Source organism: Pseudomonas sp. G1002 (assembly GCF_013385455.1).
Lineage (GTDB): Bacteria > Pseudomonadota > Gammaproteobacteria > Pseudomonadales > Pseudomonadaceae > Aquipseudomonas.
Genome location: NZ_JACAPY010000036.1, coordinates 119,345 through 133,123, shown reverse-complemented (window position 1 = coordinate 133,123; position 13,779 = coordinate 119,345). Strand labels below are relative to the sequence as shown.

Sequence of the window (13,779 nt, the reverse complement as noted above, 5' to 3'; positions counted from 1 at the left end):
TATTCAACTACCCTCTCGCCACGCTTACTCTTTTGGCGATGAAGCTCAAACATTTCCTGCAACCACTCGACTCTTCTTTTTCGACGCCCAAGGCCGCGCGCAAGTTGTTGCGGCTGTTTGCCCTGGCATTGGTGCTCGGCGTGTATGTGGGTGCCTACAGCTACTTGCGTGCGGCGTTGAATGAGGAAATTTCGCTACGGCGCAGTTATATGAATGAGGCGATTTCCGATGCGCAGAGTTTTTTTGTCAGCCGCCAGACGCTGCTCAAAAGCCTCGGCCTGTCGACGGTTCGTCATGTCACGCCACCCGTGGGCAACCTCAATAATGTGCCGGCCGAAGAGTTGCACATCACCTTGGGCGAGGCGGGCAATATCTGGAGCCTTTGGCTGACTAGGCGCCTGCTTGATTACCTGCAGGTCAACCAGGTCAACCTGATCTACGTCGCGCAGCGCGCCGAGCCGGTGGTGGAGCGCCTGTTTACCGTTGGGGCGGCCCCGGAGAATGTGCCGCAGCCGGTATTGCAGCGGTTGATGGCGGTGGACACCGGCAAGGTCTCGGTCAGCGATGAGTTGTGGCTGACTGAGCAGAGCCGCCTGGATTCACCGCTATACATCTTCACCCGCCTCGACGACCGTAGCCCCACGTCGGGTTGGCTCGGGCTGGAGGTGGACGGCCCGGACCTGATCAACGCCCTGCAGCATGAAAAAGCCGGGGACTTCATGTTGCTTGACGGCGCCGGGCAGCTGATTTTCAGCAGCACGCCTCATCAACCGTCGGCTGCGCAGGTGCTGCGCCAGTATCACGCCACGGCCAGCTTTGGTTGGGAAGGCAGCCGCTGGCTGCCGGATCGCTTGGCCATTCGCAAGCACCTGGGTTACTCCCAGTGGCAGATCGTCTACAGCCTGGAGCTGAGTTCACTGTTGCCCAGCCTGGCCATGCCGTTGCTGCTGTGCCTGCTGTTGTGCGCAGCGGCCAGCTTGTTGATGGTGCGGTTGGTGCGGCGCATCGATCAGCGTTTGATTATCCCGGCAGCCAATCGCATCGAAGCGCTGGTGGAGAGTGAGGCATTCAGCAGTGCGGTGATTCGCATCGCGCCAGTGGCCTTGTGCGTGCTGCGCCGCAGCGACGGCGAGGTAGTGCTGGAAAACCCCCTGTCCCGGCAATGGCTGGGCAACGGCCACGAGCGCCAGCAACTGTGTCACGGCTGGATTCGCCGCGCGTTCGATGAGTCGGAACAAAGCAGCACCGACGAGCTGCAAATGGCCGACGGTCGTCACCTGTACCTGAGTTTCGCGCCAACCCGTTACCAGCGTGAGGAGGTGCTGATCTGCGCCTTCAGCGACATCACCGAACGCAAGCAGGTGGAGTTGGCCCTGCAGCAGGCGCGCACGCTGGCGGACGCGGCGAATGAGGCCAAGACCCTGTTCCTGGCAACCATGAGCCATGAAATCCGCACGCCATTGTATGGCGTGCTGGGCACCCTGGAATTGCTTGCGCGCACCGACCTTAACAGCCAGCAGCGTGGCTACCTGAATGCCATCGAGGGCTCGTCGGCGAACTTGCTGCAAATGATCTGCGATGTGCTGGACGTGTCGAAAATCGAAGCGGGACAACTGTCCCTAGAGTTCAGCACGTTCTCACCGATCGAGTTGGTGCAGGAAGTGATCCAGGGCTACGCAGGCGCCGCCCAAAGCAAGGGCCTGCAGTTGTTCGCCTGCCTCGACCCGCAGTTGCCCGACCACGTGAGCGGGGATGTCACACGCATCCGCCAGATCCTGAATAACCTGCTGAACAACGCGCTGAAATTCACCGAAAGCGGCCGGATTGTCTTGCGTCTGCGCCTGGAAAGCCGTGAAGGCGAGCGCACGATGTTGCAGTGGCAGGTAGTCGACACCGGCAAGGGCATCGCCGAGGAGGACCAGCGGTACCTGTTCGAGCCGTTCTTCCAGGTCAGCGGCAATGCGAATGTGGTCGCCGGCAGCGGCCTGGGCTTGTCGATCTGCAAGCGCCTGATGCACTTGATGAACGGCACCTTGCGGGTGGTCAGCGAACCGGGCCTGGGCAGCAGCTTTTCCTTCACCTTGCCGCTGGAGCAAGTCAACGACGACGACCAGGCTCCCTGGGCGCAGCCGCTGCTCGGCGAGCGGGTGTATGTGGTGTCGCCGGTGCGTGAGCTGGCGGAAAGTGTTGGCGGCTGGTTGCGTCGCTGGGGCGCGCGCGCGCAACTCGGTGCGCCGGAGTCCGCCGAGGCCGACCCCGGCGCGGTATTGGTCGAGCTGTATCCCGGCCCGACCGAGCCCGACCAGTTGCTGCATTGGTCCGGGCCGCGGGTGATGGCCGCGGTCGACGAGCATGGCGCTTATCCCTGGCAGATCGGCCTGAACAACCTGCAGGCGCTCAACCGCGCGGTCAGCCGCGCCCAGGGCAGCGAAGAGTTGTTGTCGCCGAGGATCAGCGAGAAGCCCACCGAGTTCAGCCTCAACCTGCGCCTGCTGGTGGCCGAAGACAACCTGATCAACCAGTTGATCCTGCGCGACCAGTTGGAAGAGCTCGGCTGCAGCGTGGTGCTGGCCGGCGACGGCATTGAAGCGCTGTCATTGTGGGGTGATACCGCGTTCGACATGATTCTCACCGACGTCAACATGCCACGCATGAACGGCTATGAACTCACCGAACAACTGCGTCGCCTGGGTTGCTCACTGCCGATCATCGGGGCCACCGCCAACGCGATGCTCGACGAAGCCGAGCGCTGCCTGAACGCTGGCATGGATCATTGCCTGGTCAAGCCGTTCACCCTGCGCGCCCTCTACCAGTGCCTGCATCGCTATCAGAGGAGGGTGCTTTGAGCGCCTATCGCGTACTCATCGTGGAAGACCATCCTTTCCAGCATGAGTACTTGATCAACGTCTTCCAGGCCATCGGCGGGTTTGACGTCGATGTGGTCTGGGATGGCGCCACCGCGCTGCAACGCCTGGCCCGACAGCGCTACGATCTGCTGCTCAGCGACTTGATGATGCCGGGGATGGACGGTGTGCAACTGATCCAGCACTTGGCCCGCATGCACGCGCCGCCTGCGCTGGCGCTGATGAGCGTGGCGTCGCGGCGCATGCTGGTGGGCGCCGGGCAGGTGGCCGGGAACCTCGGCCTGACCGTCGCCGGGCTAATCTCCAAGCCGGTGCGCGAACGCGAGGTGCGCACCCTGCGCGATTGCCTCGACAAACTCGCCGAGCAGGCGCGCACGCCGTGTTGCCACCGGGGTGTCAGCCATGCCCGGGAGAACCTTGAGCGCGCCTTGGCCAATGGTGAAATCCAGGCGTGGTTCCAGCCGAAAAAATCCCTGCATGACGGGCGCATCGTGGGCGCCGAAGCCCTGGCACGCTGGGTGCACCCGGTGGAAGGGTTATTGATGCCCGGCGCGTTTCTTGACGACATCGAGCGCCTTGACCTGGAAACCCGCTTGCTCACCTGCATTCTCGGCCAAACCCTCATCGCCCAGGCCCAGTGGGCGCAACTCGGTTACCGGCTGCCGGTGTCGATCAACCTGCCCACGCATTTGCTCGACCAGAGCGACCTGGTCGACCGCCTGCTTGCCCAGGTGCAAAGCCGCGACGCCGAACCCCGGCAAATTACCTTCGAATTGATGGAAAGCTCCACCACACGGCTGCCCAGTAACTACTACGCTGGAGCATGTCGCTTGCGCATGATGGGCTTTGGGTTGGCGCAGGATGACTTCGGCAAGGGGTTCAGTTCCTACTTCAACCTGGTGTCGACGCCGTTCAACGAGGTCAAGATCGACCGGTCACTGGTGCATGGCTGTGCCGAGAACGAAAGCCTGGCGTCGGCCTTGCAAAGCATTGTCGAGCTGGGCCGCAAACTCGGGCTGACCACCATCGCCGAGGGCGCCGAGACCCAGGCGGAGCTGGCGGTGTTGCGGCGTATCCGCTGCGATCAGGTGCAGGGTTTCCTGATCTCCCATGCCGTGGCGGCGGAAAAATTCAGCGCCCTGTTAATCGAGGATGGCCCTGCGCCAGCACTTATGTGAGTGGCCAGGGTCACACAGTCAAGAAGCCCGAAGGAAGGGTCGCCCGGTCAGCCGGGCGTTATTGGCCAATGCCGGGATCAAGCATAGGCCCCATATCCTGATTCAGGCTTCTGCGGTACTGACGATGAAACATGCAAGTCTGCGCCTGGACAAGCTGGCGCAAAGCTCTCAACGCTTGAACAAAGCCCTGTTATTGCTCACGGGGCTCGCCTTGTTGCTGTCCAGCAGTTGCTATTGGGCGGTGTCGCGGTTGCTCGACGCTGAACAGGAAAAGGTCGAGTTCCACTTCGCCCGCGTGGTGGAGATCATCCATGAGCACGAGGCGTTCCTGCGCAACGTGGCCGGTGGCTACAGCCGCAGCAACGCGCCGCCGCTGCCGGCCGTGCAGTCGACCTCGGTGGTGGAGTTGCAGCACGAAGGCGGGCAGGTGGTGTTGCAGGCCAAGGGGTTTGCGATGTCGCTACCCTTCACCTTGTCCCACGCCGAGACGTTCTCGGCGGATGACACGCGCCGGGCACTGGCGTTTGGCGTGCAACTGACTGACTACTACGGCGGCTACTGGGCCAGCTCGTTTTACGCCTCGCCGCAGCTGTTCGTGTTCACCCCCAATGCCGTCGCCAGCCTGGCCGTGCCCGGCGTGGGCGGCTTGCGCCAGCACCAGCCATTGTTGCGCGAGCAGTACCGCGACGTGGTGAGCCGCTTGCAGCAACTGCAACAGAGCCAAAGCCTCCTGCTGACCGACAGCCGGGTGCGCTGGATGCGTGCGCCGCCGCAGTTGTACCAGAACAGCCGCAGCGTGGTCGCGATGATCGGCCTCGACGCGCCTGCCGCCGTATTGCCGGCCAATCAGCCTCAGGGCCTGCTCACGCTGGCGGCGGTGGTGGACACCTCGCAGGTCGACGAAATCGAGCGAGTACTGCAACTGTCGGTCTACAACCAGTTCACCCTGATCTCGCCCCAGGGCGACGTGTTGCTCGGCAGCCTCGGCGATGAACACATGGCGCCCCTGGGCCTGAGCTTCAACAGCCAGGGTTTGCGCTTCAAGATGCTCAGCGAGGGTGGCGAGCACTGGACCGGCCTGTACGCCATCAGCTATCAGGATTTCCTGCGCTACGCCAAATGGCCGCTGCTGGGCCTTGGCCTGACGTTTCTGGCGGCCGTGCTGCTGGGCTGGTGGATCAACCATTGGTACAAGACCCGCATCGTCAGCCCGGCGCAACGCGCGCAGGAGCGTCTGTTCGAGAGCGAGGCATTCAACCGCATCATGCTGCACAACGCCCCGGTGGGATTGTGCGTAGTGCGCCGCAGCGATCACCAGTTACTCCTGGAAAACCAGCGCGCGCTGCAATTGCAGGGCACCGCACCGCTGCTCGACGTGCTCAAGGCCAACGATGGCCCGGACACCCCCGGCGAGATGTGCCTGGCGGTGGAGGGGCGGTACTTGCAGGTCGTGGTGGTGGCGGCGCGGTACGAAGGTGAGGACGTGTTCCTCTGCGGCTGCAACGACATCACCCGACACGTGGACGAAGCCCAGTTGCTGACCCAGGCGCGCCAGGAAGCCACCGAAGCCAACGAGGCCAAAACCGTGTTCCTGGCAACCATGAGCCATGAAATCCGCACCCCGCTGTACGGCGTGCTCGGCAATCTGGAACTGATGGCCCTGACCGACATGAGCGAGCGCCAGCGCCACTACCTGGAAATTATCCAGGGTTCGTCCACTGTGCTGTTCCAGTTGATCAGCAACGTACTGGATGTATCGAAAATCGAATCCGGGCAAATGGCCGTGGAAGCGGCGCCGTTCAGCCCGGGCCAGTTGGTGGCGGAATCGGTGTTGGCGTTCAGCGCGACCGCGCGCAATAAAGGCTTGCAGATCGATGCCGAGATCGACCCGCTGCTACCGCCGCAACTGCTTGGCGATGCTGGCCGCATCCGGCAGGTCCTGCATAACCTGCTGGGCAACGCGATCAAGTTCACCGACTCCGGGCGCGTGCGTTTGCGCCTGATGGTGCAGCAACTACTTGACGATAAAGTGACCCTGCAATGGCAGGTCACTGACACCGGCGTGGGCATTCCGGAAAAGGCGCTGGACCAGTTGTTCAAGCCGTTTTATCAGGTAGCGGGCGACCAGGACGGCAATGGCGCCGGCCTGGGCCTGTCTATCTGCTCGCGCTTGAGTGAGTTGATGGGCGGCAGCATGCGCGTGGTCAGCGAGCCAGGGTTGGGCAGCAGTTTTTCGCTGTTCATCACCTTGCCGGTGCTTCAGGAAACCCTGCCCTCTGCGGAACAACCGCCGATGCCGCCGTGCCTGGACGCACCGTGCCTGAACGTGCGCGTGCTGGTCGCCGAAGACAACCCGGTCAGCCAGGCCGTGCTGCAAGAACAGCTCGAGGCCCTTGGCGCCCACCCCACCGTAGCGCGTGACGGCGAGCATGCGCTGCAAATCTGGGGTTCGCAGCCGTTCGACCTGGTGATCACCGACATCAATATGCCGCGCCTCAACGGCTACGACCTGGCCCGCGCGTTGCGTGAACAAGGCGTCCAGGTGCCGATCATCGGCGTCACCGCCAATGCCCTGCGCGAGGAGGGCGAGCGTTGCCTGGCGGTGGGCATGAACGCGTGGGTGGTCAAACCGCTGAGCCTGAGCATGCTGCGCCAGGCGTTAATGGCGCACTGCCGGCGAGCCACGGCCTTGCCGGTGGTGCAGGTGGACCGGGACCGCGAAGGCTGGATCGAGCTTTCCCCGGCCATGCGCCAACTGATGGCCGACACGTTGCTGGTGGATGTGCAGCAGATCGAACAAGGCCTGACGGCCGGCGATGCCACCCTCGTACGTGAGCGTTTGCACAGCCTCAACGGCGCGCTGGCCAGTGTGCGTGCCGGGGAACTGTCCAGCGCTTGTCAGGCATGGGAGAACACCCTGTACGACGCACCGCTGGATACATACGCCACCACGCAGATTCGAGGCGTGTGCGCACGGCTTACAGCGGTTGCGCAGTGCTTGCTGGCAGAGTCGCAAACTTGATGAAAGCCCATTACAAGGAAGATAAAGAATGCGAGAAATGAACGTTGTGATCGCCGATGACCACCCGATCGTACTGGTGGGCGTGCGCGAAATTGTGCAGCGTGATTCACGCTACAGCCTGGTGGGCGAGGCGGTCAGTTCCAGTCAACTGATCGAGCAGTTGCGCAAGCACCGGCCGCAAGTCCTGATCACCGATTTCAACATGCCGGGTGACGACACCTATGGCGATGGGTTGAAGCTGATCGAGTACATCCTGCGTCACTTTCCCGCGACCCAGGTGCTGGTGCTGACCATGATTTCCAACAGCCTGATTCTCACCCGCTTGCAGGAATTGGGTGTGGCCGGGGTGATCCAGAAGAACCACCTGCACGGCGAGATCGAAAAGGCCCTCGGCGCGATCAGTGCCCAGCGCAGTTACCGCGCACCGGAGCCCGCCGCGACTTCGGTCTTGGCCAATGTGACCCAGGTGCAGGCGCGCTTCCAGAGCCTGTCGCCACGGGAGATGGAAGTGCTGCGTTTATTCGTGACGGGCATGAGCGTGAGCGATATCGCGCGGCAGTTGAGCCGCAGCAACAAGACCGTCAGCGCGCAGAAGATTTCGGCCATGCGCAAGCTGGAGGTGGACAGTGACCAGGCGCTGCTGACCTATTGCATCGAAGCCCGGCAGTTTCAGTAATCAGCGGTACGTCATCTGCATCAACAGGGTGGCTTTGTAGCTACCCGCCTCGGGCAGCTCGCCCAGGGACACGGGCTTGACGCGCAGGGTCAGCGCCAACGGTTCGTCTTCTACCGGCCAGGTGCCGGTTTGGCCCAGGCCGATCCCCGGCTTGTCGGTCTTGTCACGCAATTGCACCTGCAACCCCAGGGATGGGAGATTGGTGAGCAGCACCGGGCTGACGGTGAGGGCCCGGGCCATGCCCGCCGACAAACTCAGCTCGACCTGAGCGCCCGCCTGACAGTCGAAGACCAGCGGCACATCGGTGGCGACGGTGCTGCCGTCGGCCAACTGGTTGAGGTTGACCTTGCCCAGGTCCACCTGTTGCGTACTCGGAAACCTTGCGGTGCACGGCGGTGCGGTCAGCTTGCCGCTGACGTCGATCTGCGCTTCTTCCGCCGCTTGCGCAAGGGCGGTGCTGGCTACGGCCAGCAGCATCCAGGCGAGCGCTTTCATAGGTAATTGAGGGTCATGACCATCGACGAGGTGAACGCGCCCGGCGCCAGCGTGCCGCGTTCGACCAGTTGCGCCTTGAGGCTGATATCCACGTCGCCGCTGAGGTTGGTGTATTTCTTGACGGTGCCATTGAGGTTTGCCGCCGTGTTGTCCGCCCACAGCAACGACACACCGAGGTTATCCGCCGTGGTCTTGGCCACGGTGGAGGTGTAGGTGCCGTTATTGGACGTGAAGCTGACATTTAGCGAAGAACCCGACGAGCACTTCAAGCGCACCGGCACTTCCACAGTGCCGGTGGTCGCCACCTGGTCAGTACGCACGTCGCCAAATGCGGCGGTCAGGGTTGTGCCGGTACTCAATACGCACGGTGGGCGGGTGAGGGTGCCGCTGACGGTGATATTCACCACGTCGGCAGCGTGAGCGGTGCTGCTGAGCAGCATCAGGGCGAGCAGTGGAGTTTTCATGGCAAGGCCCTCATTGATAGTCGATGTTCAGCGTGTATTGGCTCTGAAACGCACCCGTCGGTGATTGCCCGGCCGCCAGTTGTGGCTTGAAGCTCAGGTTTACGTCATTGCTGCCCACGCGTAACTGCATAAAGCGCGGGGTAGTGAAGTTCACCGGGTTCAGGGTGTCGGTCCACAGCGCCTGCATGTTCAAACCTGCCAGCGAGGTGCGCGTCACACCGGTAGTAGGGCTGACTACCGTCTGGTTTGGAAGCAGGTAGACGTTGGCTCGCATCTGCGCCGAGCATTTAATTGACACTGTGGTCGACTGCATCTGGTTATTGAGGTCGCTGTTGCTGATAGAGCCGAAGCGCAGGTTGACGCTGCCGGGTGAACTCAGGCTGCAGGCAGGTGGGACTACGGTGTATGAAAACCCTGTGTTAAGAAACCACTCGCCATAACCCAGCCAGTTTTCCGAGGTAACGCCCAGCAACACCCCTATCCAACGTGTGCCTGCAGTTTGGGGTGCTGTGCCCACCAGAATGTAGCGGTAAGGCACCACAGTATTAAGGGGTAGAGGCCGGCAGTAGCCGCCCAGGCAATTGCGGCTGTATTGGCCGATATTCAGATCGTATAAATAGATGTTGTTATACGGGTCGGACCATCTCAACGGGGCTTGATTCGGGCCGCTCATGTAGTTGATTCGCGTATTTAAACCGGCTGAATAGGGGAATGCGCGGCGAACGGTGCACGTGCCCTCGAAGACGATCCTGATCGCCTGGCCCGGTGTAAACGTGTAGCCGCCGCTCGGAACGCCTGGCACTGTGCAGTTGAGATTCCCTTCGACCAACGCTTGCGCCTGTTGTGAAAGGCAGCTCAATACTGCGCACAACAGCGCAAGCATCAGCCGTCCACGCACCTTATGTGTTGCTTTAACGATCATGTCAGGAATCCTTGGCACCCGACCCACCGGCCGCGCGCTCACATTGAATATTCATTTGGGTGATGCCGCCGTCGGCAGGCGCTGTTTCGTCCAGCTTCAATTCACGGCTGCACCACGGCTGGCCGTCGACGCTGACCAACAACCGCGCCTCGGGCGGCACGCCGGTCAGGAACGCGCGGCCTTTGTCGGCCACCAGGGTGTTGCCGAGGGCGCGGCCATCCGGGGCAAACAATTCGGCGCGGGCGGCAAACGGCGCTGCTTCGCCAAGGGGGTCGCTGATGCGAAACAGGATGCGTTGGCCGCGCCGGGTGTCGAAGTCGGCCAGTACAAACGCGCCGCGGTTTGGCGTGACTTCCTGCACCGGCTCGGCGATGTCGACGTCAGACGGCATCGACTGGGTGTCCAGCGACACGCGGTTTTTGCGATAGGGCAGGGCCTGCGGCACCACGGTGTAGCCATTGCTGTTGGTGCGCACACCGCGCTTGTTGCTGATGCCCACGTCGGCGGCGCCCGGTGTGGCGACGATCACATTGGTTTCGCCCAATGGCTGGCTGAACATCAGGTTGCTGCCATACGCCACCACCGAACCTTCGACGCCCATGTCCAGTTGGCGGCTGCCGGTGGTCTCGTTATAGGCACCGCGCACAATCGCGTTGGGCGCGTCGTATTGCGCGGCGAAGGTGCCGCCGGTCTGGCGTTGCGCGCCGCTGACTTGCTGCGACACACCCGCGCTGTAGGCCAGCGTATCGTCCTCGAACGCGTTGCCGCTCAGGGTCGCGGTGCGTGATGCCGAGCCCCGCGCGCTCTGGTTCATGTTGGCCGTAACGCGCTGGCTGCGCGTGCCGCCCAGGGGCATGCTGATGCTCAGGGACAGGCTGCGGTCGTCGCTGTTGGCGCCTTTGTTCAGGCCCAGCCCAAGGGAGTAGGAAATGTCCCCGACGCTCGCGCTGTATCCCAATTGGATCGAGGTGTCGGCCTTGCTCTTGTCCCAGTAGGCGGTTTTCGACACGTTGGCATAGACCCCGCCGTAGCCGCCCAATTGCTGCGACACGTTGGCGGTGAAGTTGCTTTTCATGTGGCCGCTGCGGTACGTGTCCAGGGTTTGCTCGGTGCTGCGGCTGTTCAGCGCTTCGTTGAACGAGTAGTAGCCGCCGGTGGAGTAGCGGTAGCCGATCAGGCTGAAGTTGGTGTCGGTGGCCGCCAGGGACTTGGAATAGCGAAAGCGAAACGACTGGCCGCTGGACGTGGTTTTCTCCCGGCCCACGGCGTCGCTGCGGGCGTGGGTCACGTCCACCGAGATCGCGCCAAAGCCGGCAAAGTCGTGGGCAAAACCCAGCAGGCCGGCGTTGTATTGATTACTCAGCAGGCTGCTGCCAAACAGCGTGGTGCTGCCGCTCAAACCGCGTCGTAGGGAGGCCTGGATAAATGTTGGGGTTTGCTGCACAAAGGACGATTGCGCCGGGCGGTATTGGCCGGCGAATACCGAATAGCTTTGCTGGCCTTCGCGCAGCATGTAGGGCACCGACGAGAACGACTGGGTGTAGACCTGGCGCTGGCCGTCCGGGCCTTCCACGGTGACTTCGATGTCGCCATTGCTGGCGGTGGGGTACAGGTCGGTCAAGGCGAACGGCCCCGACGGCACCCATTGCTCATGGATCACATAGCCGCGCTGGCGGATGATCACCCGCGAGCGGCCATTGGCAATGCCGCGAATCACCGGGGCGAATTCGCGGGCCTGGTCGGGCAGCATGTCCAGATCAGAGGCGATGCCCAGCCCGCGATAGGGGATCGCGTCAAACAGGTCGCCTTCGGTGGTGGAATCGCCCAGGGTGGCGATCGCCATCATATTGCCCATGTCGCGCTGGGCGTAGGTTTCCAGCGACTCCCAGCGCCCGGGCGTGGTGCTGCCTTTTTGCCAGGTCGAAAAATTGCGCAGGCGCCAGGCCCCGGCATTCACGCCGCTCCTCAGGCTGCCGAACTGGTCCTGGCGGCGGCCGGTATCGGACTCCACGGTGCTGCCGGTGAAGCTGTAGTTGGTGAAGGCCACCTGTTCGCCGTTACTCCATTGCCGACGGCGCACTTCAAAAGGGATGCTGCCCAGGTAGGCCTGTGGGATTTCAATCGACAGGATCTGGCGGTTGAAGTCGTAGTCGTAGCTCACGCCGGCCAGGCCCTGATCGAACGCAATGCAGGTGGGGTCGGCGTCGGTGCGGTTTTGCAGGGCCGTGTCGGCCACGCCCTGGGCGCGGAAGAACTCGACATCCAGGCAGGGGAACAGGCCGGTGCTCGAGCGTTCCTGGGTGCCGGTGGCGCGGATGAAACGCACATCACGCTGTTCGATCGAGCGCTGGTTGAGCTGGATATCCACCCGGTAAATCCCCGGTAACTGGCCGTCGCTCATGGCGCTGACCTGTTGTTTCACAGCGGCCGAACTCTGCCCGCCGCCGATTTCGAGAAACGACGCATCGAACTCGTAGCCGGCGTGTGCGGGGGCCAGGTGCAAGGCGGCGGCGGCCACGAGCGGGCAGCCGAAAGCCTTCACGGCGCAACGGCGCATGACTGGGAATGAACGGAGCATGGTCGTTCCTGAAAAGGCGTTCCGGGGTTGTCGCGTGGGTATCAGTGAATGCGGATGACGGGGGCGGTCACGATGCTGCCGTAGTCATCGATGTAGCTCAGTTGCACTTCATCGCCGGCCTTTGCCTGGATCGGCAGCTCACGCGCTTCGCCTGGGCGCAGCACATCCGGCGCCTGGGTGATCGGCAGGCCGTTGAGCTTCAGTTCGCTGACCACCACGTGCAGCTTGGAGGCGTTATTGACGGCCAATGCACCCGCTTGGGCCTTCCAGTTCACTTGCGCCACCGCGTCCTTGAGCGAACCTTTGAGGCCGGCCGGGCGGTAGAACAGTTTGATCGTGGTCTTGAGCGCGATCTGCAGCACGTTCTTGCCTTTTTGATCGTCGCTCATGGCCGGGATTGCCTTGACGTTCATCAGGAACAGGCTTTCGCGGTCCTGGGGCACTTCTGGGCCACCGGTAAAAATGATGCGCAGGATGTTTTCCTTGTCGGCATCCAGCCGGAACAGCGGCGGCGTGACGATAAAGTTATCGACGCTTTCCTCGTTGCCACTGCCGAAGTGGCTGACCCAGGACTGCACGAGGTAAGGCGAGGTGTCGTCGCGGTTGCTGACGCTCAGGTTGGCTTCGTTGGAAGCGCCGTCGTAGATCAGTCGCGTGGCGCCGACGGTGACGGCGGCGTTGGCGGCGCTGTGCCAGAACGGCAGCAGGGCGAGCAGAAGATAGACTTTCAAACGCATGACAGGGGAACCTCCGGAAGCCCGCGGGCCGGAGCGCGAACGCCTGGCCCACGGTGTTGACGAGCAATTACTTGTAGGTAACGTCGAAGCTGGCCAGCGCGTGCACCTGACCGGTGCTGATGCCGGAGGTGGTCACCGCGTCGTCGCCTTCACCGGTGGTGGTGTCGGCGACTGTGCGCACGTAGGCAGCGGTAAAGTCGAAGGTATTGGACTGTGCACGCAGGTCGTAATCGGCGGTCGGCGTGTTCAGTGGCAGTTTGTTGCCGTTACGGGAGTCGGTGATCTGGATCGCGATGCCGCGCACCTGGTTTTCACCGGTCAGGCCCAGTAATGTCGGGTCGCTGGCGTCTTGCTGGCCGCTGAAGGTGATCGCGACGTTTTTACGGGTCGCGGTGCTGCAGTTGTCCAGGCTGATGGAAAACGGCTTGGCTTTATCGGTGAGCACCGAACCCACGGTGGGCGCGAAGTCAGCGATGCGCACCGGGTCCAGAGTCACCGACTTGTTCACGTCGCCGGTGGTGATGGTGCAGGCGTTATCGGTGACGGAACCGGTGAATTCGATCTGCCCGTCCGCCGCCTGAGCGGTGCCGGCCAGCAACCAGCAAGCGCCGCAGGCGAGGGTGAGTTGGCTCAGTTTGTTCAGCATTGCAGTGCCTCTTTTAAGAGAAGGAAGGTTGTCTGCCTACCCGTCAGGTAAGCCAATCCATAGTGCAATGCTGTGTTTTAGAGGCACATGAGACGGATCTTAAAAACTGGCGAACTGATGGCCGCCCGACCGCTGAGTCCATATAAGGCGCCGAGCGTGATATTCTGCGCGCCATCTTGGTCTAGCCTCTATCGAGT

At 62.5% G+C, this 13,779-nt stretch carries 10 protein-coding genes; 4 read left to right on the top strand and 6 right to left on the bottom strand.

Features of this window, described 5'->3' with window-relative positions:
• Positions 1-38 precede the first annotated feature (38 nt).
• The 4 genes from HX801_RS24195 (at position 39) to HX801_RS24180 (ending at position 7,740) form a co-directional block, all read left to right on the top strand.
• On the top strand, positions 39-2,846 hold the full coding sequence (locus HX801_RS24195; protein WP_134325968.1) for an ATP-binding protein: 2,808 nt from the start codon (positions 39-41) through the stop codon (positions 2,844-2,846).
• Positions 2,843-4,042 carry an EAL domain-containing protein gene (locus HX801_RS24190; RefSeq protein ID WP_003218906.1) on the top strand — a complete coding sequence of 400 codons (1,200 nt, stop codon included), beginning with the start codon at positions 2,843-2,845 and terminating at the stop codon, positions 4,040-4,042. The genes HX801_RS24195 and HX801_RS24190 overlap by 4 nt, the downstream gene beginning before the upstream one ends.
• A gap of 124 nt (positions 4,043-4,166) precedes the next feature.
• Positions 4,167-7,064 carry an ATP-binding protein gene (locus HX801_RS24185; protein ID WP_177022881.1) on the top strand — a complete coding sequence of 966 codons (2,898 nt, stop codon included), beginning with the start codon at positions 4,167-4,169 and terminating at the stop codon, positions 7,062-7,064.
• A gap of 28 nt (positions 7,065-7,092) precedes the next feature.
• The gene (locus tag HX801_RS24180; RefSeq protein WP_017477281.1) at positions 7,093-7,740 is read left to right on the top strand and encodes a response regulator; all 648 of its coding nucleotides are present in this window, start codon (positions 7,093-7,095) and stop codon (positions 7,738-7,740) included.
• Here the strand turns inward: HX801_RS24180 and HX801_RS24175 are convergent, their stop codons facing one another.
• From HX801_RS24175 to HX801_RS24150, 6 genes are all read right to left on the bottom strand, one after another.
• Entirely contained in the window at positions 7,741-8,235 is a 495-nt protein-coding gene (locus HX801_RS24175) for a fimbrial protein (RefSeq protein ID WP_003218900.1), read from the bottom strand. It abuts the gene before it with no gap.
• Entirely contained in the window at positions 8,232-8,699 is a 468-nt protein-coding gene (locus tag HX801_RS24170; RefSeq protein ID WP_003218898.1) for a fimbrial protein, read from the bottom strand. Before HX801_RS24170 ends, HX801_RS24175 begins: the two co-directional genes overlap by 4 nt.
• A 10-nt stretch (positions 8,700-8,709) precedes the next feature.
• Positions 8,710-9,621 (bottom strand): fimbrial protein, encoded by a 912-nt coding sequence (locus tag HX801_RS24165; protein WP_236260813.1) that lies wholly within the window; start codon positions 9,619-9,621, stop codon positions 8,710-8,712.
• A 1-nt stretch (position 9,622) separates the two neighbouring features.
• Positions 9,623-12,199: a fimbria/pilus outer membrane usher protein gene (locus tag HX801_RS24160; RefSeq protein ID WP_177022880.1), complete on the bottom strand. Its 2,577-nt coding sequence runs from the start codon at positions 12,197-12,199 to the stop codon at positions 9,623-9,625.
• Positions 12,200-12,240: 41 nt separating this feature from the next.
• Complete coding sequence (locus HX801_RS24155; protein ID WP_177019508.1) at positions 12,241-12,936, bottom strand: molecular chaperone; 696 nt, start codon at positions 12,934-12,936, stop codon at positions 12,241-12,243.
• Positions 12,937-13,003: 67 nt separating this feature from the next.
• Positions 13,004-13,582 (bottom strand): fimbrial protein, encoded by a 579-nt coding sequence (locus HX801_RS24150; protein ID WP_003218890.1) that lies wholly within the window; start codon positions 13,580-13,582, stop codon positions 13,004-13,006.
• Between the last annotated feature and the right edge of the window lie 197 nt (positions 13,583-13,779).

What these genes read in the sequence shown, in the direction of transcription:
- HX801_RS24195 (WP_134325968.1), top strand. Translation starts at nt 39, where the DNA reads ATGAAGCTCAAACATTTCCTGCAACCACTCGACTCTTCTTTTTCGACG.
- HX801_RS24185 (WP_177022881.1), top strand. Translation starts at nt 4,167, where the DNA reads ATGAAACATGCAAGTCTGCGCCTGGACAAGCTGGCGCAAAGCTCTCAA.
- HX801_RS24180 (WP_017477281.1), top strand. Translation starts at nt 7,093, where the DNA reads ATGCGAGAAATGAACGTTGTGATCGCCGATGACCACCCGATCGTACTG.
- HX801_RS24175 (WP_003218900.1), bottom strand. Translation starts at nt 8,235, where the DNA reads ATGAAAGCGCTCGCCTGGATGCTGCTGGCCGTAGCCAGCACCGCCCTT.
- HX801_RS24170 (WP_003218898.1), bottom strand. Translation starts at nt 8,699, where the DNA reads ATGAAAACTCCACTGCTCGCCCTGATGCTGCTCAGCAGCACCGCTCAC.
- HX801_RS24165 (WP_236260813.1), bottom strand. Translation starts at nt 9,621, where the DNA reads ATGATCGTTAAAGCAACACATAAGGTGCGTGGACGGCTGATGCTTGCG.
- HX801_RS24160 (WP_177022880.1), bottom strand. Translation starts at nt 12,199, where the DNA reads ATGCTCCGTTCATTCCCAGTCATGCGCCGTTGCGCCGTGAAGGCTTTC.
- HX801_RS24155 (WP_177019508.1), bottom strand. Translation starts at nt 12,936, where the DNA reads ATGCGTTTGAAAGTCTATCTTCTGCTCGCCCTGCTGCCGTTCTGGCAC.
- HX801_RS24150 (WP_003218890.1), bottom strand. Translation starts at nt 13,582, where the DNA reads ATGCTGAACAAACTGAGCCAACTCACCCTCGCCTGCGGCGCTTGCTGG.